Annotated in this window: 20 protein-coding genes, 8 tRNA genes and 1 other annotated feature; of the genes, 27 read left to right on the top strand and 1 reads right to left on the bottom strand. The window is 28.5% G+C overall.

Features of this window, described 5'->3' with window-relative positions:
- The first annotated feature begins 182 nt into the window (after positions 1-182).
- The 26 genes from hbs to AC4FRL_RS09440 all read left to right on the top strand — a co-directional run bounded on the left by hbs (position 183) and on the right by AC4FRL_RS09440 (position 21,136).
- Positions 183-458, top strand: a complete 276-nt coding sequence (hbs, locus tag AC4FRL_RS09565) for a non-specific DNA-binding protein Hbs (protein WP_003450698.1) — start codon at positions 183-185, stop codon at positions 456-458.
- A gap of 99 nt (positions 459-557) precedes the next feature.
- Positions 558-815: an RNA-binding S4 domain-containing protein gene (locus AC4FRL_RS09560; protein ID WP_491139970.1), complete on the top strand. Its 258-nt coding sequence runs from the start codon at positions 558-560 to the stop codon at positions 813-815.
- 129 nt (positions 816-944) lie between these two features.
- Positions 945-1,241: a sporulation protein YabP gene (gene yabP, locus AC4FRL_RS09555; RefSeq protein ID WP_491139969.1), complete on the top strand. Its 297-nt coding sequence runs from the start codon at positions 945-947 to the stop codon at positions 1,239-1,241.
- Between the two features lie 5 nt (positions 1,242-1,246).
- Entirely contained in the window at positions 1,247-1,621 is a 375-nt protein-coding gene (gene yabQ, locus AC4FRL_RS09550) for a spore cortex biosynthesis protein YabQ (protein WP_491139968.1), read from the top strand.
- A gap of 95 nt (positions 1,622-1,716) precedes the next feature.
- Positions 1,717-2,037 carry an FtsB family cell division protein gene (locus tag AC4FRL_RS09545; protein WP_491139967.1) on the top strand — a complete coding sequence of 107 codons (321 nt, stop codon included), beginning with the start codon at positions 1,717-1,719 and terminating at the stop codon, positions 2,035-2,037.
- Between the two features lie 62 nt (positions 2,038-2,099).
- Positions 2,100-2,504, top strand: a complete 405-nt coding sequence (locus tag AC4FRL_RS09540) for a S1 domain-containing RNA-binding protein (RefSeq protein WP_491139966.1) — start codon at positions 2,100-2,102, stop codon at positions 2,502-2,504.
- A 229-nt stretch (positions 2,505-2,733) separates the two neighbouring features.
- Positions 2,734-2,822, top strand: a tRNA-Leu gene (locus AC4FRL_RS09535).
- Positions 2,823-2,829: 7 nt separating this feature from the next.
- A tRNA-Met gene (locus AC4FRL_RS09530) sits at positions 2,830-2,905 on the top strand.
- A 3-nt stretch (positions 2,906-2,908) separates the two neighbouring features.
- Positions 2,909-2,985, top strand: a tRNA-Met gene (locus AC4FRL_RS09525).
- Positions 2,986-3,001: 16 nt separating this feature from the next.
- Positions 3,002-3,090: transfer RNA gene (locus tag AC4FRL_RS09520), tRNA-Leu, on the top strand.
- A 7-nt stretch (positions 3,091-3,097) separates the two neighbouring features.
- Positions 3,098-3,173 (top strand) — tRNA-Met (locus AC4FRL_RS09515).
- A 3-nt stretch (positions 3,174-3,176) separates the two neighbouring features.
- Positions 3,177-3,253, top strand: a tRNA-Met gene (locus AC4FRL_RS09510).
- Between the two features lie 16 nt (positions 3,254-3,269).
- A tRNA-Leu gene (locus AC4FRL_RS09505) sits at positions 3,270-3,358 on the top strand.
- A 302-nt stretch (positions 3,359-3,660) separates the two neighbouring features.
- A complete protein-coding gene (spoIIE, locus tag AC4FRL_RS09500) occupies positions 3,661-6,051 on the top strand; it encodes a stage II sporulation protein E (RefSeq protein ID WP_491139965.1) in 2,391 nt (796 codons plus the stop codon).
- Between the two features lie 183 nt (positions 6,052-6,234).
- Complete coding sequence (gene tilS / locus AC4FRL_RS09495) at positions 6,235-7,644, top strand: tRNA lysidine(34) synthetase TilS (protein WP_491139964.1); 1,410 nt, start codon at positions 6,235-6,237, stop codon at positions 7,642-7,644.
- A 1-nt stretch (position 7,645) separates the two neighbouring features.
- On the top strand, positions 7,646-8,197 hold the full coding sequence (gene hpt / locus AC4FRL_RS09490) for a hypoxanthine phosphoribosyltransferase (protein WP_491139963.1): 552 nt from the start codon (positions 7,646-7,648) through the stop codon (positions 8,195-8,197).
- Between the two features lie 81 nt (positions 8,198-8,278).
- Entirely contained in the window at positions 8,279-10,084 is a 1,806-nt protein-coding gene (ftsH, locus tag AC4FRL_RS09485; RefSeq protein ID WP_491139962.1) for an ATP-dependent zinc metalloprotease FtsH, read from the top strand.
- 173 nt (positions 10,085-10,257) lie between these two features.
- Positions 10,258-11,928 (top strand): formate--tetrahydrofolate ligase, encoded by a 1,671-nt coding sequence (locus AC4FRL_RS09480; RefSeq protein ID WP_491139961.1) that lies wholly within the window; start codon positions 10,258-10,260, stop codon positions 11,926-11,928.
- 202 nt (positions 11,929-12,130) lie between these two features.
- On the top strand, positions 12,131-12,910 hold the full coding sequence (locus tag AC4FRL_RS09475; protein WP_491139960.1) for a type III pantothenate kinase: 780 nt from the start codon (positions 12,131-12,133) through the stop codon (positions 12,908-12,910).
- Positions 12,911-12,916: 6 nt separating this feature from the next.
- A complete protein-coding gene (gene dusB, locus AC4FRL_RS09470) occupies positions 12,917-13,897 on the top strand; it encodes a tRNA dihydrouridine synthase DusB (RefSeq protein ID WP_491139959.1) in 981 nt (326 codons plus the stop codon).
- Positions 13,898-14,175: 278 nt separating this feature from the next.
- Positions 14,176-14,652: a transcription elongation factor GreA gene (gene greA, locus AC4FRL_RS09465; protein ID WP_491139958.1), complete on the top strand. Its 477-nt coding sequence runs from the start codon at positions 14,176-14,178 to the stop codon at positions 14,650-14,652.
- A gap of 27 nt (positions 14,653-14,679) precedes the next feature.
- Positions 14,680-16,626, top strand: a complete 1,947-nt coding sequence (gene lysS, locus AC4FRL_RS09460) for a lysine--tRNA ligase (RefSeq protein ID WP_491139957.1) — start codon at positions 14,680-14,682, stop codon at positions 16,624-16,626.
- 203 nt (positions 16,627-16,829) lie between these two features.
- A tRNA-Asn gene (locus tag AC4FRL_RS09455) sits at positions 16,830-16,904 on the top strand.
- Positions 16,905-17,021: 117 nt separating this feature from the next.
- Positions 17,022-17,189, top strand: a binding site (T-box leader).
- Between the two features lie 174 nt (positions 17,190-17,363).
- Positions 17,364-18,767 carry a glycine--tRNA ligase gene (locus tag AC4FRL_RS09450; protein ID WP_491139955.1) on the top strand — a complete coding sequence of 468 codons (1,404 nt, stop codon included), beginning with the start codon at positions 17,364-17,366 and terminating at the stop codon, positions 18,765-18,767.
- A 171-nt stretch (positions 18,768-18,938) separates the two neighbouring features.
- Positions 18,939-19,802, top strand: a complete 864-nt coding sequence (locus tag AC4FRL_RS09445; RefSeq protein ID WP_491139954.1) for a S66 family peptidase — start codon at positions 18,939-18,941, stop codon at positions 19,800-19,802.
- Between the two features lie 92 nt (positions 19,803-19,894).
- Positions 19,895-21,136 carry an NAD(P)-dependent oxidoreductase gene (locus AC4FRL_RS09440; protein WP_491139953.1) on the top strand — a complete coding sequence of 414 codons (1,242 nt, stop codon included), beginning with the start codon at positions 19,895-19,897 and terminating at the stop codon, positions 21,134-21,136.
- 91 nt (positions 21,137-21,227) lie between these two features.
- On the opposite strand, the gene hydE is transcribed toward AC4FRL_RS09440, so the two are convergent.
- Entirely contained in the window at positions 21,228-22,271 is a 1,044-nt protein-coding gene (hydE, locus tag AC4FRL_RS09435; RefSeq protein WP_491139952.1) for a [FeFe] hydrogenase H-cluster radical SAM maturase HydE, read from the bottom strand.
- A gap of 304 nt (positions 22,272-22,575) precedes the next feature.
- Here hydE and murD point away from each other — a divergent pair, with 304 nt between their 5' ends.
- On the top strand, positions 22,576-23,955 hold the full coding sequence (murD, locus tag AC4FRL_RS09430; protein ID WP_491139950.1) for a UDP-N-acetylmuramoyl-L-alanine--D-glutamate ligase: 1,380 nt from the start codon (positions 22,576-22,578) through the stop codon (positions 23,953-23,955).
- Positions 23,956-24,409 lie beyond the last annotated feature (454 nt).

Raw genomic sequence — 24,409 nt, 5'->3', positions numbered from 1 at the left:
AAAAAGCAATAAATTTTAAAAAAAATGCAAAAATATCAGTATTTTTAGGGCAAAAATTGAAAGTATTGACTATACAAAGAAAGAAATATATATTATGATAATATAAGTTGATGCTAGTTCATTGGATAATTAGCAAACAATTATTGCAGTAAAGTAACTGGAATTTTAAGGAGGATGTAAAAGTGAATAAAGCAGAATTAATAACAAGCATGGCTGAAAAAAGCAACTTAACTAAAAAAGATGCTGAATTAGCTTTAAAAGCATTCATAGAAAGCGTTAGCGAAACTTTAGAAAACGGAGATAAAGTTCAATTAGTTGGATTTGGAACTTTCGAAACTAGAGTAAGAGCTGAAAGAGAAGGAAGAAACCCAAGAACTAAAGAAGTTATAAAAATACCTGCTTCAATAGCTCCTGTATTTAAGCCAGGTAAAGAATTAAAAGAAAGAGTTAACGCTTAATTTTAGATATTTTAAGTTTTGTTAATTTAACTTAAAAAAGCCCGAGTTATTTTACTCGGGCTTTTTTATTAATATTTTTATTTAAAAGGAGATTTTTATATGAGATTAGATAAGTATTTAAAGGTATCTAGAATAATAAAAAGAAGAACTGTAGCTAAAGAAGCTTGTGAAAGTGGAAGAGTTATAATAAATGGAAAAATCGCTAAGCCTTCTAATGATATAAAAGAAGGAGATATAATAGAAATATTATTTGGAAATAGAACTCTAAAGGCTAGAGTTATAAATATAGCAGAACATGTTAGAAAAGAAAATGCTAAAGAAATGTATGAAATATTAGAAGGCGAAGAAGACAAGTAAATAGTATGATTAGCTTTAAAGTAGTATTTAAAAATGACTAATATAATTTGAAATTATATTAGTCATTTTTTTATTTTAATATGAATAATCATAGGGTGAGGAAAATATTTTATTTAGGAGGATTCCTTAATGAATGAAAGAGATAAGGAACATAAAATAAAAAAAGGTACAAGTAGTCTTTCCTTAGATAATAGGAAGGTTTTATCTATTACAGGAGTAAATGAAGTTATAAACTTTGATGATGAAAAAATAAGTCTTAAAACAGATTTAGGTCCTTTAATAATAAAAGGAAGTGAATTAAAAATGAATAAACTAGATGTTCAAAATGGGGAGGTTGTAATAGGAGGATTTATAAGTAATATTGATTATTTAAATAAAAAGGTTAAAAAAAGAAGAAAATTATTTTCTAAGATTTTAAATAGGTGATAAAAATGCTATTAGATATAGATATTCAGTTTAAAATAATCATACTTTCAATATTATCAGGAGTTATTATTGGATTTTTATTTGATATTTATAGAGAGTTTAGAGGAGTTTGTAAGAATAAAATTGTATTAATTTTTGAGGATATACTTTTCTGGATTTGGTGTAGTTTAGTTATTTTCTTGTTTTTATTAAGGTATAATTATGCACTTATGGGGATTTATTTTTATGTATTTATGGGAATAAGTTTTATTATTTACTTAAAAACATTATCAAAATATTTTAGAAGAATACAACATAAATTTATTGCTATACTATTAAAGAATATAAGAATAATACTTAAAAATATGAGATATGCATTTAAAAATACCTTTACTAATTAAAAAGTTAATTCATAAGGTAAAAATTGCTTGAATTAAGCTATAATAGTGTTTACAATAGACTTATATCTTACCGTTTTAAGTATGGGGGTATAAGAGTGAAAAAAAGAATTAATTTAAAAAATATGGTAATACTTATATTAATTGCTATATTAGTAATTTCTGTAATTAGGCAAGAAGTTACAATGAATAAAATAAATAAGAACATAGAAGCGAAGCAAACTCAACTTAAAGAGCTTCAAGATAAGAATAAAAAATTACAAGATGAGGTAAACCAATCTTCAAGTGAAGAATACATAGAAAGAATGGCAAGAGAAAGATTGGGAATGATTAAAGAAGGAGAGAAAGTTATTACTAACTCTAATTCACCTCAAGATAAACAAAATAATGCTGAAGAAAACAATAATAAAAATAAATAAGGTTATTAATTAAAAATAACATATATTTTATTTATAAAAATTTAAGGAGGAAACTTTTAAACATGACCTTAATGGCAGGAAACATATTAGATGGTAGAATAATTAACATCACAAACTTTGGTGCGTTTGTTGAAGTGGAAGGAAAAACAGGTTTAGTTCATATATCTGAAGTAGCAGATACTTATGTTAAAGATATAAGAGAGCATCTTAAAGAAGATGACAAAGTAAAGGTAAAAGTAATTTCAGTTGATGATAAAGGAAAAATAAGTTTATCAATAAAGCAAGCTATGCCACCAAAGAAGAAATCTGTTAAACCTGCAGATTTTGATTGGAATAATGAGAAAAAAGCTAAGCCAAAACAAAATTTTGAAGATATAATGTCAAAATTTTTAAAGGATAGTGAAGAAAGACTTCAAGATGTAAAGAAACATCAAGATGTAAAACAAAGAAAAAGAAAGTCAATATAATAATTGATTGGAGCCTCTTGGATATTTTCCAAGGGGTTTTAAATTTAAAATATACTATTTAGCTTAGTTTTTCTATAAATTTTTGCAATTTATTTTTATGTGAGAACTTAGATTTTATAAGGGTTTATTAATATATTTAATAAATTTTATAAAAAAAATAAAAAAATATGTTGACAGTATGCTAAGGCTTATGTATAATAAATCTTGTCGTTGGGAAACACCATGACATGCCGAAGTGGCGGAACTGGCAGACGCACAGGACTTAAAATCCTGCGATGCTAACACATCGTACCGGTTCGATTCCGGTCTTCGGCACCAATAATATCGCGGGGTGGAGCAGCTGGTAGCTCGTCGGGCTCATAACCCGAAGGTCGTAGGTTCAAGTCCTGCCCCCGCAACCATATGGCGGGATAGCTCAGCTGGCTAGAGCATTCGGTTCATACCCGAAGGGTCGCAAGTTCGAATCTTGTTCCCGCTACCATTTAAATTTAATACATGCCGAAGTGGCGGAACTGGCAGACGCACAGGACTTAAAATCCTGCGATGCTAACACATCGTACCGGTTCGATTCCGGTCTTCGGCACCAATAATATCGCGGGGTGGAGCAGCTGGTAGCTCGTCGGGCTCATAACCCGAAGGTCGTAGGTTCAAGTCCTGCCCCCGCAACCATATGGCGGGATAGCTCAGCTGGCTAGAGCATTCGGTTCATACCCGAAGGGTCGCAAGTTCGAATCTTGTTCCCGCTACCATTTAAATTTAATACATGCCGAAGTGGCGGAACTGGCAGACGCACAGGACTTAAAATCCTGCGATGCTAACACATCGTACCGGTTCGATTCCGGTCTTCGGCACCAAAAACTCATCTTTTAAAGATGAGTTTTTATTTTTATATAAATATTTATTTATATAAAATCATATCTTATTCAACAAAAAAATTATATATAAAAACGATAATATTCTAAAAAATGCTATTCGTATAAAATTATTTCCAATAAACTGGTAATTAAATTATAAAATTATAATAAAAGTAATATAAGCAAATAAAAAAATGTTTTTTGATGTCTTAAAAAAATAAAAAATCCCTCTATTAATTTACAAAATTTTCCTTATAATCTTGCTATAATGTTGATAAAGATAGAAGGTTAGGAGGATAACTATGCAATGTGGAGTTAAGATTGATAATTACAAAAGAATAAAAGATTCTAATGAAATAAAAAATAAGATGAAAATAGAAGTCTCTACTATAGGGCTTATTATAGCTATGGTGGCAGGAGTTTTAATAAGTAGGGTTTATTTAGATATGACTTTTGGAGTAGCTCAAGTATTAGCTCCCTTTGGATTAGCATATTTAATTGCCATAACAAACTATGATAAAAAATATATTTTGGCTTCAAGTATAGGTGTTGTAATAGGTTACGTTACCTTATTTAATAAAGTTATTAATTTTCCAGCTTACATAATAATATCTACTGTAATTACAATAATTTCTATGAGCAAGGTAAATAAAAAAATTAGAAATATATTGAGCTTTACAATGGTATTTTTAGGTTTGCTTATTTATGGGGTTTTATTTAAAGAGGGAGATATTGTTTTAAGTTTAATAAGTGCAATATCTGTTACTGCTTTAGTGTTTCCAATATATTATGTGGTTAGTTATACCTTAAAATGTATAGAAGAAATTAATACACAACACTTTTTTTCAATAGATGAAATTGTAAGTATAGAACTATTCTTGTGCTTATTAATTGTTGGTATAGGAAGTATATCCATAAGTGATATTAGTATAAGAAATATAGTAGCTATATTATTTATAGTAGCTTTAGCATTTATATCAGATACAAATATGGGAGCTGGTGCAGGAATAACTATGGGGATAATATTAGGGTTTGCAACTGGGAATTTATTAGAGAATATAGCTATTTATGGTGCTTGTGGCTTAGTTGCAGGTATTTTTAGAGAATCAGGTAAGCTTTTTACAGCATTATCATTTAACATAATTTTTATAATAGTAACCCTTTACTCAGGTGTATTTAGTGATGTTTTATTTATTGAAAGTTTAGTTGGAACATTTATATTTTTATTAATTCCAAAAAGAATATATCAGAAGATTTCTTTAGAAATAAATAAAGATAAAAAGGTTGGGCATTTTAGTGAAGTTAGATTTTCAGAAATAAAAGATGAATTAACAGAGAGATTAAAAGACTTTACAGATGTTTTATCCTTAATGGGAAAATCCTTAAATAATCTAGTGGTAAATGATAAGTTAGCTATAAAAAGCAAAGGAAATGCTTTAGTAGAAAATTTATCAGATAGAACTTGTAGTGATTGTGATATGAGATATATGTGTTGGAAGAGGGAACTTCATCAAACCTATAATGCTTTTTCAGATTTAATAAGAAATTATGAAAATAATTCAAGAGAATTTCCTCATGAGTTAGAAAAGAAGTGTATTAAAAAATATGCTTTAGTAAAAAATTTAGAGGATACAATGAATATTTATATGGTAAATGAAACTTTAAAGAGTAGATTAGGAGAAGGAAGAAAAATTTTATCAAATCACATAAATAATATGTCAATTACAATAAATGAAATAGTAGATGAGTTTGGCAATGAACTTCATTTATGTACTGATATAGAAAAAAGCATAAAAAAATCTCTTTTAAAATATGGTGTAAACTTTGGAAATTTAATATGCTATAACGATAAAAATGGAAGAATAAAAATAAAAATGCAATTAGAAAATTGTATGGGGTCTCAAAGTTGTGTAAAAACTGTTTTACCAATAATTAATGAAACCCTAGGTAAAACTATGAGCATATTAAGTGAAGGTTGTAATATAAATAGTAAAAATAATATGTGTGAAGTAATAATAGAAGAGGCACCAAAATATCATGTTAACTCTCATGTTGCTGTAGCTACAAAAGAGGGAGAAAAATTTACAGGGGATTCTTATTCTTATGGAAGAACAAGAGATGGTAATTATATAACAGTAATATCAGATGGAATGGGTTCAGGACCAGAAGCAGGACTTGAAAGTAAGATTTCTGTTGAGATAATAGAAAAGTTTATGGAAGTTGGCTTTGATGAAAAAATAGCAATTGATGCTGTTAATTCTATAATGAGTATAAAATTTAGTGAGGATGAAAAGTTCTCAACCCTAGATATGAATAAAATAGATTTGTATACAGGCATAGCTAAATTTATGAAAGTTGGAGCTATAGAGAGTTTTATAAAAAGAGGAAGCAAAGTTGAAGTTATAAATTCTAATACTCTTCCTTTTGGAGTTTTAGAGGAACCTGATGTAGATACAGTAGAAAAACAAGTAGGAAATGGAGATATAATAGTTAGTATAAGTGATGGTGTTTTAGACATTAAAGGTGATGGTAGTTTTGATACTACTTGGTTAATTGAATTTTTAAAGAATACTAAATATAGACAACCTAAAGAACTTTCAATAGCAATTTTAGAAAAGGCAAAGGAATTAAGTGGAGGAAAGGCTAAGGATGACATGACAGTTGTCATATCTAAAATTTTTGCTTTAAATTAGAGTTTAGAGTGTATAAGAATTAAAATTTATTAAATCACTTAGTTTATTTTAAATAACAAATTCTTATACACTTTCCTTTATTTTGACAATTAAATTTAATTATACGAACTTTTTAAGAACATAAGAGTTTTTTTATGTGTTATAATATTAGGGCAAAATATAATATTTATGGAGTGAATTACAATGAAGAAAAAGGTTATAAATTTTATAAAAGAGAACTCCATGATTGAAAGTGGAGATAAGGTTTTAGTAGCTTTATCAGGAGGTCCAGATTCAGTATGTTTACTTCATATTTTGAAAGAACTTGAAGATTTATTAAAAATAGAAGTATATGCAGCCCATGTCAATCATTGTTTAAGAGGAGAAAGTGCCTTAGAAGATGAAGCTTACGTTAAAGAGCTTTGTGCAAATTTAAATATAAAATGTTTTATAAAAAGAGTAGATATAAATAAAATAAGTAAAGAAAAGAATATTTCAACGGAAATGGCAGGAAGAGAGGAAAGATATAAATTCTTTTCAGAGTTAAAAGATATATATTCTTTAGATAAAATAGCTATAGCACATAATGCTAATGACCAAGCAGAAACCGTTATTATGAGGGCTTTACGAGGAACTGGAATAGAAGGATTAGTTGGAATTAAGCCTGTTAGAGACAAAATATTTATAAGACCTATACTTATTTTAAATAGAGAAGAAATAGAAAAGTATTGTGAAATAAATAATTTAAATCCTAGAATAGATGAAACTAATTTAGAAGAAGTTTATTCTAGAAATAAGATAAGACTTAAGGCTATACCTTTTATAGAAGAAAATTTTAATAAGGATATAATAAACACATTAAATAGATTAGCTTATAGTTGTAGTAAAGACGTAGAGTTTATTACAGAGGAAGTTAATAAACGTTTTTCTAAATTTTGTGTAAGAGAAGATAATAGTATCTTGATAAAAGAAGAGGCTTTTTCAGAGAAGGAAGCACTTTTAACAAGAATTATAAAAAGAGCTTTAGTTGAAGTAAGTTCAAAAAATAATAACTTTGAGCTAAAGCATATTAAGGACATAATAGCTTTAAAGTATAGAAAAACAGGAAAAAAGATTAATATTACAAATGGAGTAATAGCTTCAAATGAATATGGAAAAATAAGAATAAGTTTGCTTAAAAAAGATTCTTTAAAAGAAGATAAATGTATAACTTTAAATAATTTTAGAAAAGAATTAGAGGAAAAAAAACAGGTTATAATAAAAGATAGTCTTTTAGGCACTTATGAATTTATATTAGAAGATTTTAAAAAGGGTGAGAAATTTTCAAAAGATAGATTTATAAAGTCTTTTGATTATGATAAAATTTCCAATATAGACATTAGATTTAGAAGAGAAGGGGATAAGATAATTCCTTTAGGGATGAAAAACACTAAAAAGCTAAAAGATATTTTTATAAATAATAAAATACCTAAAGAGAAAAGAGATTTTATACCTTTAGTCTTATTTAATAATGAGATATCTTGGATTGTAGGCTTAAATGTAAGTGATACATTTAAAGTTACAAATAAAACTAAAAGGGTAATTAAAATTATCTATAAAGGAAAGGAAAGTTAGTATGGCAAAATACATAAAAGATGACATTAAAAAAGTTTTATACTCAGAGGAAGAATTAGCTAAGCGTGTAAAGGAAATGGCTAAGGAAATAAGTAAGGATTATGAAGGAAAAGATTTATTAGTTGTAGGAATATTAAAGGGTTCTGTAGTATTTACATCAGACCTTATAAAGAATATAGATATTCCTTGTGAAATAGATTTTATGGCTGTTTCAAGTTATGGAAATTCAGCTCAAACTTCAGGAGTTGTTAGAATTTTAAAGGATTTAGATAGTGATATAGAAAATAAACATGTACTTATAGTTGAAGATATAGTTGATACAGGAACTACTTTAAGCTATCTTTTAGAATATTTAAAAGCTAGAAAAGCTGCTAGTATAGAGATAGTTGCTTTATTAGATAAAGAAGCAAGAAGAACTTCAAATGTTTCAGCAAAATATAAAGGATTTGATGTACCAGATGAATTTATAGTTGGTTATGGTATAGATTATGCTGAAAAATATAGAAACTTACCTTTTATTGGTGCCTTAAAAGAAGAGATTTACAATAAATAATTAAAAACTATTGTAAAAATATATTATAATTTTATTTTGAAATAAATTAAAAAATAATGGTCAGAGAAGGGGGGCATAGAGATGAAAAAAGTACAAAATGTAATTACTTATTTAGCTATATTAGCTATAATTCTTATGTTTGCATTTGCTTTTTATAGAAATGGAACTCAAGGAAAAGTAATATCATATACAGATTTTAAAGAGGCATATGTAGAGAATAAGATTGAAACAATGACTATAAAAGAAGATAAAATGGTCGTTGATGGTGTAATGAAAGATGGAAAAAGATTTACTTCTTATGTTTCAAATCAAATGCTAGATAATCTTTTACAAGATAATAAAGGTATAGATACAGTAATTAAATATACACCTCCAAATAATATGGGAATTTGGATTAGCATCCTTCCAACAATACTTATAGTGGGAGTTATATTATTTGCTTTATTCATGTTTAGTCAACAAGCCCAGAATAATGGTGGAAATAGGGGCGTAATGAATTTTGGTAAAAGTAAGGCAAAAATGGCTAACTTAGATAGTAATAAAGTTACTTTCAAAGATGTTGCTGGTGCTGATGAAGAAAAAGGAGAATTAGAGGAAATTGTTGACTTCTTAAAACAACCAAAAAGATATATAGAAATGGGAGCAAGAATACCTAAGGGAGTTCTTTTAGTTGGTCCTCCAGGAACAGGTAAAACACTCCTTGCGAAAGCAATAGCAGGAGAAGCTGGTGTTCCTTTCTTTAGTATATCTGGTTCAGATTTTGTTGAGATGTTTGTAGGTGTTGGTGCTTCAAGAGTAAGAGATTTATTTGAACAGGCTAAGAAAAATGCTCCTTGTATAATATTTATAGATGAAATAGATGCTGTAGGTAGACAAAGAGGTGCAGGTGTTGGTGGTGGTCATGATGAAAGAGAACAAACTTTAAATCAACTTTTAGTTGAAATGGATGGATTTGGAGTTAATGAAGGTATAATTATGATTGCCGCAACAAATAGACCAGATATCTTAGACCCAGCATTATTAAGACCTGGTAGATTTGATAGAAGAATTTTAGTTGGATTACCAGATGTTAAAGGTAGAGAAGAAATTTTAAAAGTTCATACAAGAAACAAGCATTTATCAGATGATGTTGATTTAAGTGTCTTAGCAAAAATGACACCAGGATTTAGTGGTGCAGACCTTGAAAATTTAACTAATGAAGCTGCTTTATTAGCTGTAAGATGTGGAAAAAATAGTATAGATATGACTGATATTGAAGAAGCTATAACAAGAGTAATAGCAGGTCCTGAGAAAAAGAGCAGGGTTGTTAGTGAATATGACAGAAGAATTACTGCAGTACACGAATCAGGTCATGCTGTTGTAAGTAATCTTTTAGAATATGCAGATCCAGTTCATGAAATAAGTATAATACAAAGAGGTATGGCAGCTGGTTATACAATGAATTTACCAGATGAAGATAGAACTCATACATCTAAAAAACAGCTTAAAGATAAGATGGTAGAACTTTTAGGTGGAAGAGTTGCAGAAAAATTAGTTATTGGTGATATAAGTGCTGGAGCTAAAAATGATATAGATAGAGCCAGTCATATTGCAAGAAGTATGGTTATGGAATATGGAATGAGTGATGTAATTGGTCCTATATCATTTGGAAATGGTGATGGCGGAGAAGTATTCTTAGGTAGAGATATTGGTAAGAGTAGCAATATAAGTGAAGAAACTAGTGCTAAAATAGATGAGGAAATTAAAAAATTAATTGATGAAGCTTACAATAGAGCTGAAATTATGTTAAGTGAAAATATAAGTAAGCTAAATGCAGTTACAGATGCATTACTTCAAAAAGAAAAAATTGATGGAGATGAATTTAGAGAAATATTTGAGAATTCATAATAAAAAGGTGCTTTTAAAAGCACCTTTTTTATTTTAATAATTGTACCAATTATACAATATAAATACGAATGATTTATTTTAAAAAATAATTAAATGTTCGATAAAATCCTTTGTTTTTTAAGAAAATATGGGTATAATAGTAATTAGATTACTTTGGAATGAGGTGCGGATTTATGAAAAATGATATTGAAATAGCACAAAGTGCTAAGATGGAGCTAATTATAAACATTGCTAAGAAAATAGGACTTACAGAAGATGACATAGAGTTTTATGGAAAATATAAATGTAAAATATCTTTAGATGCTATAAAGAAATTAGAAAATAATAAAGAAGGTAAACTTGTTTTAGTTACAGCTATAAATCCAACTCCAGCAGGAGAAGGGAAATCTACAGTTACAGTAGGTTTAGGACAAGCTTTAAATAAAATAGGTAAAAATGCAGTTATAGCTTTAAGAGAACCATCATTAGGACCTGTTTTTGGAATTAAAGGTGGAGCAGCTGGCGGAGGATATTCACAGGTAGTTCCTATGGAGGATATAAATCTTCATTTTACAGGAGATATGCATGCAATAACTTCTGCAAACAACCTTTTATGTGCAGCTATAGATAATCATATTCATCAAGGAAATGAGTTAAGAATAGATTCAAGAAGAGTTGTTTTTAAAAGAGTTATGGATATGAATGATAGAGCTTTAAGAGAAATAGTTGTTGGCCTAGGTGGCAAGGCTAATGGATTCTTAAGAGAAGATGGATTTATGATTACTGTTGCATCAGAGATAATGGCTATATTATGTATAGCAAGTGATTTAGAAGATTTAAAAGAAAGAATGGGAAATATTTTAGTTGCATATAACTTAGAGGGAGAGCCAGTTTATGCAAAAGACTTACAAGTTGAAGGTGCTATGGCTTTACTTATGAAAGATGCTATAAAGCCAAATCTAGTACAAACTTTAGAAAATACTCCAGCTATAATTCATGGAGGACCTTTTGCTAATATAGCTCATGGATGTAATTCTATAATAGCAACTAAAACAGCTTTAAAAGTTAGTGATATAACAATAACAGAGGCTGGATTTGGAGCAGACTTAGGTGCGGAAAAATTCTTAGATATAAAATGTAGATATGGAAATTTAAAACCAGATTGTGTAGTTTTAGTAGCTACTATAAGAGCTTTAAAACATCATGGTGGTGTTAAAAAAGATGAGTTAAACATACCAAATGTTGAAGCTTTAAATAAGGGAATTAAGAATTTAGAAAAACAAATAGAAAATATAAAATCTTACAAGGTACCAGTTGTTGTAGCTATAAATAAATTTATAACAGATTCAGATGAGGAAATTAAAGCAATAGAAGATTTCTGTAAGAAAGTTAAGGTAGAGGTTAGTTTAACAGAGGTTTGGGAAAAAGGCGGAGAAGGTGGAATTGATTTAGCAAATAAAGTTATAAAAACAATTGAAACTGAACCTTCAAATTTTGAAATGATTTATAGTGCAGAGGAACCTATAAAGGAAAAAATATTAAAAATAGTTAAAACTATATATGGAGGAAAAGGAGTAAATTATACTCCACAAGCTCTTAAACAAATAGCCGAAATTGAAAAGTTTAATTTAGATAAGCTTCCAATATGTATGGCAAAAACTCAGTATTCTTTATCAGATAACCCAAGTCTTTTAGGAAGACCAGAAAATTTTGATATTACAGTTAAAGAGGTTAGAGTTTCAAATGGTGCAGGATTTATAGTTGTCTTAACTGGAGATGTTATGACAATGCCAGGGCTACCAAAAGTGCCAGCAGCTAACAAAATGGATATAAAAGAAGATGGAGAAATAGTAGGATTATTCTAAATCTTTAGATAACTTTAAAGGCCTATATAAGTATTTTTAATAAATATTCATATAGGTCTTTTTATTTTGAAAACTAGTAATTGTAATTGCTTGACAAATATATAGTAGTTGTTAAAATTAATATTGTTATATAAAGGGTACATGGTATTTTCCGGACAGCTTTATTAGCTGTCTTTAATTATATTAAGGTGGTGTAAGACACATGATTTTATTAATAGATGTAGGTAATACAAATATAGTTCTAGGTGTTCATGATAATAATAAATATATAGCATCATGGAGAATATCTACAGATTCTAAGAAAACATCAGATGAGTATTCAATACAAGTTATGCAATTATTTAATCAGGCTAAATTAAATCCAGAAGATGTAGAAGGAATTATAATTTCTTCTGTTGTTCCTAATATAATGCATTCTTTAGAGAATATGGTTAGAAAGTGCTTTTTAAAAGAACCGATTGTAGTAGGACCTGGAATTAAAACTGGTATTAACATAAAATATGATAATCCAAAAGAAGTAGGAGCAGATAGAATAGTAAACGCTGTAGCAGCTTTTGAAAAGCATAAAAAACCTATGATAATAATAGATTTTGGAACAGCAACTACTTTTTGTGCAATTACTGAAAAGGGAGATTACTTAGGTGGAAACATATGCCCTGGTATTCAAATTTCAGCAGATGCTTTATTTGAAAGAGCTGCAAAATTACCTAGAATAGAACTTGAAAAGCCAAAGAGTGTTATCTGTAAAAATACGGTTACTAGTATGCAGGCTGGAATAATTTATGGGTACATTGGAAAAGTTGAGTATATAGTAAAGCGTATGAAAAAAGAAATGATTGACTTAGGAGAGAAAGAACCATTTGTATTAGCTACAGGAGGGCTAGCTAAACTTGTTTATAGCGAAACGGATGTAATTGATGAAGTAGATCGTAAATTAACTTTAGAAGGACTTAAGATTCTTTACGAGAAAAACAAGGAGTAGAAAGTAATGAAAATATCAAACATAGTTTTAGACAATAATGTTTTTTTAGCACCTATGGCAGGGGTTACAGACATATCCTTTAGAGGATTATGCAAAGAAATGGGGGCTGGAATTGTTTGCACTGAAATGGTTAGTGCAAAGGCATTATACTATGGAAGTGAGAATACAAAAGAATTGATGAGAATTTCAGATGAAGAGAAACCTGTATCTTGTCAGATGTTTGGAAATGATCCTAAGATAATGGCTTATGTCACTGAGAAACATTTTAATACAAATGATGATATATGTATAATAGATGTTAACATGGGATGTCCTGCACCTAAGATAGTTAAAAATGGTGAAGGCTCAGCTTTAATGAAAGAACCTAAATTAGCTTATGAAATTATGAGCAGTATTAAAAAGGTTGCAACAAAACCTGTAACTGTTAAATTTAGAATGGGTTTTGATGATGAACACATAAATGCTGTTGAGTTTGCTAAAGTTATGGAAGAAGCAGGAGTAGATGCTATTGCTGTTCATGGAAGAACTAGAGCTCAAATGTATGAAGGTAAGGCTAATTGGGATATAATAAGACAGGTTAAAGAAGCCGTAAATATTCCTGTTATAGGGAATGGAGATGTATTTACAGCAGAGGATGCTCTAAACCTTACAAAACAAAGCAATTGTGATGGAATTATGGTTGCTAGGGGAAGTATGGGAAATCCTTGGATTTTTAAGCAAATAGTTCAGAAGTTAAATGGTGAAGAAGTTTATATTCCAACTCCTGAGGAGAAAATAGATATGTGTATAAGACATTATAATTTAGCTCTTAAATATGATGGAGAGTATAAAGCTGTAAGAGAAATGAGAAAACATGCAGCTTGGTATATAAAAGGACTAAATAACTGTACTGAAATTAAGAATAAATTAAATTTAGAAGCAAATCCAGAAAAAATAATGGATATACTTAAAGAGTATAAAGAATATTTAATGAAAAATAATTTATAATATCTATCATAAATGGGTATATAGGTGGATATAATAAATCATTAGTTAAAGGTTAAATGTTTAATTTATACAAATAAAGGTGAGAATGAAAGCTAAATAATGCTTTTTTATTTAGTGGAATATATCTTATTTAATATATGGTTTGACATAATAATCTTTAAGAATTATAATAATTTGAATAATTAGGCTTAATAATCTTAAAGTTTTTATGAATTGTATATTAACAGGTTAAGTTTAAATATGATATTATAATAATATGTTCAAAGGGGAGAAAGAAAATGAGCGAAAAAAAACATATCATGACTTATGAAGGTGTTAAAAAGTTAGAAGATGAATTAGAATATCTTAAAACAGTAAAAAGAAAAGAAATAACTGAAAAGATAAAAGTTGCTTTAGGATACGGAGATTTAAGTGAAAATTCAGAATATGATGAGGCTAAAAATGAGCAAGCTTTCACTGAAGGTAGAATAATTCAATTAGAAAACATGCTTAAAAATGCTGTTGTTGTTGATGAATCTGAAATATCAACAGATATAGTTACAGTTGGATCAATAGTTAAGGTTATGGACTTTGATTTTGATGAAGAAGTTGAGTATTCAATAGTTGGTTCAGCAGAAGCAGATCCAATGAACTATAAAATATCAAATGAATCACCAGTTGGTTCAGGATTAATGGGTAAAAAAGTTGGAGATGTTGTAGATATAGAAGTACCAGGAGGAACTACTAAGTTCGAAATTCTTGGAATAAGAAGATAGATAATTTATAGATGGAGGGATTTTTAAATGTCAAATGAGGAAATAAATATTCACGAAGCCGAAGATCAATTAAGTGAACAAGAAATGTTAAGAAGACAAAAGCTTTCAGATTTACAGGAAGCTGGTAAGGACCCATTTGATGTATACAAGGTAGAAAGAACACATTCTTCTGCTGATGTAAAAAACAATTTTGAAGAGTTAGAAGGCAAAGAAGTAAAAGTTGCTGGAAGACTTATGTCAAAAAGAGGTCAAGGTAAAGTTGTATTTGCTGATTTAGCAGATTTACCAGGAAAAATTCAATTGTTCATTAAAATTGATAATGTTGGAGAAGAAGCTTTAAAGGAATTTAAATCTTTTGACTTAGGAGACTGGGTTGCTGCAACAGGTGAAGTATTTAAAACAAAAATGGGAGAGGTTTCTATTAAGGTAACTTCTTTTGAATTAATATGTAAGTCATTAAAACCATTACCAGAAAAGTGGCATGGTTTAAAAGACCCAGATTTAAGATACAGACAAAGAGAAGTAGACATAATAACAAATCCAGAAGTTAAGGATACTTTTATTAAAAGATCACAAATAATAAAAGCTATAAGAGAATTCTTAGATAATAGAGGATTTTTAGAAGTAGATACACCAATTCTTTCACCAATAGCTGGTGGTGCTGCTGCTAGACCTTTCATAACTCATCACAATGCTTTAGATATAGATATGTATTTAAGAATAGCAACAGAATTATACTTAAAAAGATTAATAGTTGCAGGATTTGAAAAAGTTTATGAAATGGGTAAAAATTTTAGAAACGAAGGTGTTTCTGTAAGACACAACCCTGAATTTACTGCTATAGAACTATATGAAGCTTATGCAGATTATAATGATATGATGGAAATCATGGAAAATATGATTGCATATGTATGTGAAAAAGTAAATGGTTCAACAAAAGTTATGTATGAAGGAACTGAAATAGACTTTACACCACCATGGAGAAGATTAACTATGGTAGATGCTGTTAAAGAATTTGCAGGTATAGACTTCAATGAAATAAAGAGTGATGAGGAAGCTAGAGAAATAGCTAAAGAAAAGAATTTAGAATTCCCTAAACCATTAGATAAAGTTACTAAAGGTGAAGTTTTAAATATGTTATTTGAAGAGTATGGAGAAGATAAGTTAATACAACCTACTTTCTTAACAGATTATCCAGTAGAGATATCACCTCTTACTAAGAAAAAAAGAGGAAATGAAATGTTTACTGAGAGATTTGAAGGATTTGTATATGGTAGAGAAGTGTGTAACTCATACTCAGAGCTTAACGACCCAATAGTTCAAAGAGAAAGATTTGAACAACAAGCTAGAGAAAGAGAATACGGTGATGATGAAGCATACATGTTAGATGAAGAATTCATGAGTGCTTTAGAAACTGGTATGCCTCCAACTGGTGGATTAGGAATTGGAATAGACAGAATGATAATGTTCTTAACTAACTCTTCATCAATAAGAGACGTAATTTTATTCCCAACAATGAAACCACAAGGTTCTTCAAAAATTGAAGTTAAAAATGAAGAAAAAGTTGTTTCCTCTACTCCAGTAGAAAAAGAAAAAGTAGATTTTTCAAATGTAAAAATAGAGCCTATCTTTAAAGATATGATTGATTTTGAAACATTTGCTAAATCTGATTATCGTGCAGTTAAAATTCTTGCTTGTGAAGCAGTTCCTAAATCTAAAAAGCTTTTAAAGTTTACATTAGATGATGGAGAACGTAAAGACCGTGTTATTTTAAGTGGTATTCATGAGTATTATGAACCAGAAGAACTTGTTGGTAAAACAGCAATTGCTATTGTAAACTTACCACCAAGAAAAATGATGGGTATAGCTTCAGAAGGTATGTTAATTTCAGCAGTACATGAAGAAGATGGTCGTGAAGGACTTAACCTTCTTATGGTTGATGATAGAATTCCTGCAGGAGCAAAATTATACTAGTATTCAAAAATAATTTTTAAATAAGGACACTTTCAATTGATAATTAAAGATTAAAAGTGTCCTATATTTTTATAAAGAAAATTATATTAAAATATATTTTTTTATACTTAGAAGTTAATTTAAAAAATTAGACTTTTTTATAAAATTTTATGAAAAAACTATTGTATTTTATTTCAAATATGGTATAATAAATTTGTAAATGTTCCTCGGTAGCTCAATGGTGGAGCACTCGGCTGTTAACCGATAGGTTGGAGGTTCGAGTCCTCTCCGAGGAGCCATTTTTTTTGCTTAAAATTAGCTTAGAAAGAATTTATAAACATATAAATTTATATGCTTATAAATTCTTTTTTTATTGACATATAATTTAGTTTTGATAAAATTAAGAATATAACTAAATAAGTACTATGATAAAGAAGAGTAGTTTTAAAATCTTTTTTAGAGAGATAGCGGTTGGTGTAAGTTATTAAAGATTTAAAATGAAGGGAGCTTTTGAGTACAATTATTGTGAGAGATGAGCTTTTGCTAAAAAGGGTGGAACCGCGGAATTTTATTTCGTCCCTTTGAATGTAATGGCTTTTTTTATTTATATAAAGCCCTTAGGCTGTTAATCTAGAATAAGTATTTCTAGCAGTTAATAAAAGCTGTTAGAAATATTTTTCAAGGAAGTTTAAAGTTCTTTATAAAGTGAAGAATTAATATAAAATAATTTATTTAATTTAGATGGAGGTAATTGTAATATGGCAGTAGAAAAAACTATGGATAAAATAGTAGCCTTATGTAAAAATAGAGGATTTATATTCCCAGGCTCAGAAATATACGGTGGACTTGCAAACTCATGGGATTACGGCCCATTAGGAGTTGAATTTAAGAATAACGTAAAAAAAGCTTGGTGGAAAAAGTTTGTTCAAGAGAGTAAATATAATGTTGGATTAGATTCAGCTATCTTAATGAATAGAGAAGTTTGGGTTGCATCAGGTCATGTTGGAGGATTTTCAGATCCTTTAATGGATTGTAAAGAATGTAAAGCTAGATTTAGAGCTGATAAATTAGTTGAAGACCATATGACTGCAAACGGAGCAGAAGTTGCTACAGCTGATGGATGGAGCAATGAAGAATTAATGGACTACATAGTTAAAAACAACATAGTTTGTCCAAAGTGTGGAAAATTAAATTATACAGACATAAGAAAGTTTAATTTAATGTTTAAAACTTTCCAAGGAATAACTGAAGATAGTAAAAACGAAGTATATTTAAGACCAGAAACTGCTCAAGGTATATTCGTAAACTTTAAATCAGTTCAAAGAACTACAAGAAAGAAAATACCATTTGGTATAGCTCAAATTGGTAAATCTTTCAGAAATGAAATAACTCCAGGTAACTTCACTTTCAGAACTAGAGAGTTTGAACAAATGGAGCTTGAATTTTTCTGTAAACCAGGAACTGACTTAGAATGGTTTAATTACTGGAAAGATAGTTGTTGGAACTTCTTATTAAACTTAGGAATGAATGAAAATAATATAAGAATGAGAGACCATGGAGAAGAAGAATTAAGCTTCTACTCAAATGCTACTTCAGATATAGAATATTTATTCCCATTTGGTTGGGGAGAACTTTGGGGAATAGCTGATAGAACAGACTATGACTTAAAGAAACATGCTGAGCACTCAGGACAAGATATGAGTTACTTAGACCCAACAACAAATGAAAAATATGTACCATATGTTATAGAACCATCATTAGGAGCTGATAGAGTTGCTTTAGCATTCTTAGTTGAAGCTTATGATGAAGAAGAGTTAGAAGGAGCTAATGGAAAAGTAGATGTAAGAACAGTTATGCACTTACACCCAGCTTTAGCACCATTTAAAGCTGCTATATTACCACTTTCTAAAAAATTATCAGAAAAAGCTGATGAAGTATACGCTGAACTTAGCAAATACTTTAATGTTGATTATGATGAAACAGGAAGTATTGGTAAGAGATATAGAAGACAAGATGAAATTGGTACTCCTTTCTGTATAACAGTTGATTTCGATACTTTAGAGGATGGATGTGTAACTGTAAGAGATAGAGATAACATGGAACAACAAAGAGTTAAAATTGAAGATGTTAAAGCTATAATTGAAAAAAGCTTAGAGTTTTAATTAAAAGTAAAGCTTATAAATATTTTAAAATATTTATAAGCTTTTTTATTTAATTTAGAACCTTACTAATTTTTTATAAATAAGTTAAATTTAATTGTATAATATTTTAAGGTGGGTAAATTTATAAAAACAAGTGGTATTATTATAATTATTTTTAGGAGGTATTAAAATATGGTTATTTTAAATGAAGGAGATAAAATAGGTATAATAAGTTGTTCAAATGGAATTAGTTTAAGAAATAAATTTGTTATAGATGCTTTAAAGGATAACTTAAAGTTATTAGGAATCAATACTTTAGAAGCTGATACATTATATGCAAAGGAATATAACCTTTTTAGTGGAACAGGAGAAGAAAAAGCTAGAGCCTTAGAAAAGCTTTTTTTAAATAAAGATATAAAAATGATTTTTGATATTTCAGGAGGCGATTTAGCTAATGAAGTTTTAGAATTTCTAAATTTTGAATTAATAAAAGAAAATCCTAAACCTTTCTTTGGATATAGTGATTTAACAGTATTACTTAATGCTATATATAAAAAGACTTCTATACCTACTTACAATTATCAATTAAGAAATTTAATAGGAAATTGTGCTAAGGAGCAGTTAGGTGATTTTAAATCCTCTTTTATAGAAGGTAAAAATGATATATTCAATATAAATTATATATGGATAAATGGAAGTTACCTTGAAGGAGAAGTTGTTGGAGGAAATATAAGATGTCTATTAAAATTAGCAGGTACAGAATATATGCCAAATTTTAAAGATAAAATATTATTTTTAGAAAGTTTTAGTGGAAATTCAGCTAAGATGGTAACTTATCTTACACAATATAAAAATTTAGGTGTATTTAAAGAGATAAAAGGATTAATTTTAGGGGAATTTACAGAAATGGAAAAGGATAATTTAAAACCAGATATTTTTAATATATTAAAAAGAGTTATAGGTGAGATTAATATTCCAATATTAAAAACTGAGGAATTAGGACATGGAGCTAATGCTAAATGTATGCCTATAGGAAAATATTTGATTTTTAAATAAACTACTTTACTAAATTATTTTAATAATATATCATATTATGAAACAATGAATAAAATTTATAGCTTGTTAAGAAATCAGGGGGTTAATTAAAAATGATGGTAAATGAGCAAAGTTTGAAAGAAGAAGCTTCAAGATGTTTAATGTGTAAAAATCCAAGATGTAAGGCAAATTGCCCTATAAACACACCTATTCCAGAGATAATAGAATTATTTAAAGAGGATAGAATAAAAGAAGCTGGGGAAATTTTATTTGAGAACAATCCTTTATCTGTGGTTTGTTCTATAGTATGTCCTCATGAGAATCAATGCAAAGGAAATTGCATAAAGGGAATAAAGGATAGACCTGTAAACTTTAGTGAAATAGAAAAAGAAATATCAGAGGAATTTCTAGAGGATATAAATCTTACTCAAGATACTATTCTAGAAGATAAGATTGCAATAATAGGTGGAGGTCCAGCAGGGATAACAGCAGCCTTTATACTAGCTAAAAAGGGATATCAGGTAACAATATTTGATGAAAATGATAAAATTGGTGGGGTATTAAGATACGGAATACCAGAGTTTAGACTTTCTAGAGAGATAATAGATAAGTATGAAGAAGCACTTATTAAGTTAAATGTAAAAATAAGACCTAATACTTTAATAGGTAAAGTAATAACTTTAGATATGTTAAAAAGTGATGGGTACAAAGCCATATTTATAGCTACAGGAGTTTGGAATCCTAAAACCTTAAATGTTAAAGGAGAAACATTAGGAAATGTTCATTATGCTATAGATTACTTAAAAGCACCAAAATCCTATAATCTTGGAGAAAGAGTAGTTGTAATAGGTGCTGGAAATGTAGCAATGGATGCTGCAAGAACTGCAAAAAGAAATGGTGCAGATACATATATTCTTTATAGAAAGAGTTTTGAAGATATGCCAGCTACTAAAGTTGAAATAGAAGAGGCTAAAGAAGATGGTGTTAAATTTGAATTATATAAAGCTCCATTAGAAATTTATGAAGATGGAGTAAAGTACATAAAAACAGAAAGAGTAATATCTAAAGATGGAAGAGTATCTTTTAAAACTTTAGAAGGAAGCGAAGATGTATTTAAGTGCGACTCAATAATAGTTGCAATAAGCCAAGCACCAAGAGATAATATAGTTTCAACAAGCAAAGAAATTTCTACTGATAAATATGGATTAGTGGTAACAGATGAAAAGGGTATAACAACACTTAAAGGAGTATTTGCTTCAGGAGATGTTGTAAGTGGTCCTAAAACTGTAGTTGAAGCTGTTGCAAATAGTAAAAAAGTTGCATATGCTATAGATGAATTTTGTAAAAGTAATTAAATATAAAATTAATAACATAAAAATAATAGGATAACTTAGATATATCTAGGTTATCCTAAAATAATAAAAATTTATTTATGCTATTTAGGTATTATCTGCTTTTAGGTTTAGAACCATTAGCTCTAAATCCAGGGCCATCAGAAACTATTCTACCAATTCCTCTTATTTTACCTGTTATACATCCTCTACAATGTGCAGGAGTATCTCCAGTACAAATCTTACCAGGATATAGAGCATAAAGTTTTCTATAATCTCCTTCTGTAACATTTGGCATAACTACATTTGCACCACATTGAAGTGCTATTACTCTTCCTTGTTTATTTAAAGTTTCCATAGCTGTAGTAGCAGGGATATTTATATCAGGTAAAAGTAATCTAATTATAGACATAACCTTTAAAGCAAGGATAAATTGTCCACCTTCTGCATCTTTTAGTGGAGTATCTTCATTTGGAATAAAGGGACCTACTCCATTCATATCAACATCAAGTTCTTTAAAAAATAAAATATCATCTGCTAAAGATTCTATTTTTTGTCCTGGAAGTCCAACAAGACACCCACTTCCAACTTCAAAACCTAATTTCCTTAAATTTTTTAAACATTGAATTCTATTTTCATGGCTCATTCCTGGGTCTAATTTTTCATATAATTCTCTATCAGTAGTTTCTATTCTTAAAAGGAATCTATCTGCACCAGCTTTTTTTAGAGCTTCATAATCCTCAAAAGACCTTTCCCCTATGCTTAAAGTTAAAGCAACACCTAAAGCTTTAAGGTCTTTTATTATAGGAACTAAACGTTCTACAGTAAAATAATCATCCTCTCCACCTTGAAGTACTAAAGTTTTATATCCATAACTTACAGCTTTTTTTGCGAAATCTAGGATTTCTTCATGGGATAGTCTATATCTTTCGATATTTTTGTTATCTCTTCTAAGTCCACAGTACATACAATTTCTTTTACATATATTTGTAAACTCTATAAGTCCTCTTAAATGAACTTCATCACCAAGATATTCTTTTCTAACTTCATCAGCAGCTTTAAAAAGTTCTTTATTTATAGAATCATCTTTTAATAAGGATATTATTTCATCTCTTGAAAGACTATGAGTTTTTTTCGCTTTTTCTATTATATTATTCATATTAATCCTCCCACCTAAATCTTTTATATAAGGATTTCTTAGATATAAAAATTACCTTTATTTATCCTAAAATGATTATTAATTAATAATTATAATTTACAAATTTATTTTAAACAATATGATTAAAGATAGATTAATAATTTATTATAACATGAATATTTTTATAAAATAACAAAATAGAATGCTTTTGAATAAGTTATAATAATATGGAATGGAGTTTTTCATAGTGTTATAATTAGAAAGAAATGGGATAGAATTATAAAAAACCATTATTAAAATTGGTAAAAATTTTGGAGGCCACAAAATGAAGAGAGACTTTAAAGAGTTTAAAGAATTTATAAAGGGAAAAAATGTAGCAGTTGTAGGTATTGGAGTAAGTAATATACCTCTTATAAAATTCCTAGTTAAGTTAGGGGCTAAAGTTACTGCTTTTGATATGAAATCCTTTGAGGATTTAGGAGAAGTTGCAAAGGAATTTGAAGAATTAGGAGTAAAATTAGAACTTGGAGAAGGTTATTTAGATAGATTAACTGGGTTTGAGGTTGTTTTTAAAACACCATCTATGAGAATAGATAGCGAAGCTTTAGTTAGATGCAAAAATCAAGGTGCATATATTACTTCAGAGATGGAAGAGTTCGTAAGATATTGTAAAGCTAAAGTGTATGGTGTAACTGGTAGTGATGGTAAAACAACAACTACAACAATAATATCTAAGTTATTATCTAAAGAAGGATATAAAACTTGGACTGGAGGAAACATAGGCACTCCATTATTTTCAAATATTGAAGAAATAACAGAAAATGATAAGGTTGTTTTAGAATTATCAAGTTTTCAACTTATGACAATGGATGTTGAAATTGATGTAGCAGTAGTTACTAATATAACTCCAAATCATTTGGATATGCATAAAGATATGCAAGAATATATTGATGCTAAGAAAAATGTTTTTAAATATCAAAAAGAAAATGATATCTTAGTAATAAATGATGAAAATGAAATAACCAAAGTTCTAGATAAAGAAGCAAAAGGAAAGGTTTTTAAGTTTAGCTCAAAGAAAGTAGAGGGAGAAGATGCTTATTACAAAGAAGGTAAATTATATGTTCATGGAAAAGAAGTATGTAAAAAAGAAGATATAATAATAAAAGGCATGCACAATGTAGAAAATTACCTAGCAGCATTTTTAGCAGTATATGATGAAGTATCCATAAGTACAATGAAATTTGTAGCTGAAACATTTAGTGGAGTAAATCATAGATGTGAATTTATAAGAGAGGTTAATGGCGTTAGATATTATAATGATTCTATAGCTTCAAGTCCTACAAGAACTTTAGCAGGTTTAAAAGCTTTTGAAAAACCAGTAATACTTTTAGCTGGTGGTTATGATAAAAACATACCTTTTGAACCTTTAGCTTATGAAGGATATGATAAAATAAAAGCTTTAGTTTTATTTGGAAAAACAAAGAATAAAATAAAAGAAGCCTTTGATAAGTTAGAAAAAGAAAAAGGAATAAATATTCCTGTGTACTTTGGAGAAAATTTAGAAGAAGTAGTTGATATTGCTAAGTCTATTTCTAATAACGGAGATATTGTAACTCTTTCACCAGCTTGTGCAAGTTTTGATATGTTTAAGAACTTTGAGATTAGAGGAAATAAATTTAAAGATATAGTAAATAAGATAAAATAAAAAAATAAAACCATATTTTATTTTAAGATTTAAATAAATTTTAAAATAAAATATGGTTTTTTATTTTAGTGCATATTTAAATCTTTAAAAGAAATAATAATAATATATCTTTTAAATATATAAAAAACGTAACCTGGAGTATCAATAGTTGAATTTTAAAATAAATTTAAGATAATATAAGTATTTAAAGTTTAAATAACTTTGACGTTGATATTTATTAGAAAACTTTAGTAGTTAAGATGTTAAGATAAATCTCGTCGCTAAGAGATGCGGAAACAACTTAACAAAATAAATTAAAAGTTTTTTTTGAAAAGTTATTGACAAAGTTTCAAAGTGATGTTAAACTAAGAAAGTCGCTTGAGGGCGACAAAGAAATGGTCTTTGAAAATTAAACAGAAGATATTAACATAAACCAGCAATTCTTTTATAAGTAATATGAGTATAGATTAAACTT

The sequence above is a fragment of the Clostridium sp. TJA032 genome (assembly GCF_058310275.1).
The sequence above is the reverse complement of the archived record's forward strand: the minus strand, read 5'-3'. Positions and strand labels throughout refer to the sequence as shown.

What these genes read in the sequence shown, in the direction of transcription:
- AC4FRL_RS09560 (WP_491139970.1), top strand. Translation starts at nt 558, where the DNA reads ATGAGATTAGATAAGTATTTAAAGGTATCTAGAATAATAAAAAGAAGA.
- yabP (WP_491139969.1), top strand. Translation starts at nt 945, where the DNA reads ATGAATGAAAGAGATAAGGAACATAAAATAAAAAAAGGTACAAGTAGT.
- yabQ (WP_491139968.1), top strand. Translation starts at nt 1,247, where the DNA reads ATGCTATTAGATATAGATATTCAGTTTAAAATAATCATACTTTCAATA.
- AC4FRL_RS09540 (WP_491139966.1), top strand. Translation starts at nt 2,100, where the DNA reads ATGACCTTAATGGCAGGAAACATATTAGATGGTAGAATAATTAACATC.
- spoIIE (WP_491139965.1), top strand. Translation starts at nt 3,661, where the DNA reads ATGCAATGTGGAGTTAAGATTGATAATTACAAAAGAATAAAAGATTCT.
- tilS (WP_491139964.1), top strand. Translation starts at nt 6,235, where the DNA reads ATGAAGAAAAAGGTTATAAATTTTATAAAAGAGAACTCCATGATTGAA.
- hpt (WP_491139963.1), top strand. Translation starts at nt 7,646, where the DNA reads ATGGCAAAATACATAAAAGATGACATTAAAAAAGTTTTATACTCAGAG.
- ftsH (WP_491139962.1), top strand. Translation starts at nt 8,279, where the DNA reads ATGAAAAAAGTACAAAATGTAATTACTTATTTAGCTATATTAGCTATA.
- AC4FRL_RS09480 (WP_491139961.1), top strand. Translation starts at nt 10,258, where the DNA reads ATGAAAAATGATATTGAAATAGCACAAAGTGCTAAGATGGAGCTAATT.
- AC4FRL_RS09475 (WP_491139960.1), top strand. Translation starts at nt 12,131, where the DNA reads ATGATTTTATTAATAGATGTAGGTAATACAAATATAGTTCTAGGTGTT.
- dusB (WP_491139959.1), top strand. Translation starts at nt 12,917, where the DNA reads ATGAAAATATCAAACATAGTTTTAGACAATAATGTTTTTTTAGCACCT.
- greA (WP_491139958.1), top strand. Translation starts at nt 14,176, where the DNA reads ATGAGCGAAAAAAAACATATCATGACTTATGAAGGTGTTAAAAAGTTA.
- lysS (WP_491139957.1), top strand. Translation starts at nt 14,680, where the DNA reads ATGTCAAATGAGGAAATAAATATTCACGAAGCCGAAGATCAATTAAGT.
- AC4FRL_RS09450 (WP_491139955.1), top strand. Translation starts at nt 17,364, where the DNA reads ATGGCAGTAGAAAAAACTATGGATAAAATAGTAGCCTTATGTAAAAAT.
- AC4FRL_RS09445 (WP_491139954.1), top strand. Translation starts at nt 18,939, where the DNA reads ATGGTTATTTTAAATGAAGGAGATAAAATAGGTATAATAAGTTGTTCA.
- AC4FRL_RS09440 (WP_491139953.1), top strand. Translation starts at nt 19,895, where the DNA reads ATGATGGTAAATGAGCAAAGTTTGAAAGAAGAAGCTTCAAGATGTTTA.
- hydE (WP_491139952.1), bottom strand. Translation starts at nt 22,271, where the DNA reads ATGAATAATATAATAGAAAAAGCGAAAAAAACTCATAGTCTTTCAAGA.
- murD (WP_491139950.1), top strand. Translation starts at nt 22,576, where the DNA reads ATGAAGAGAGACTTTAAAGAGTTTAAAGAATTTATAAAGGGAAAAAAT.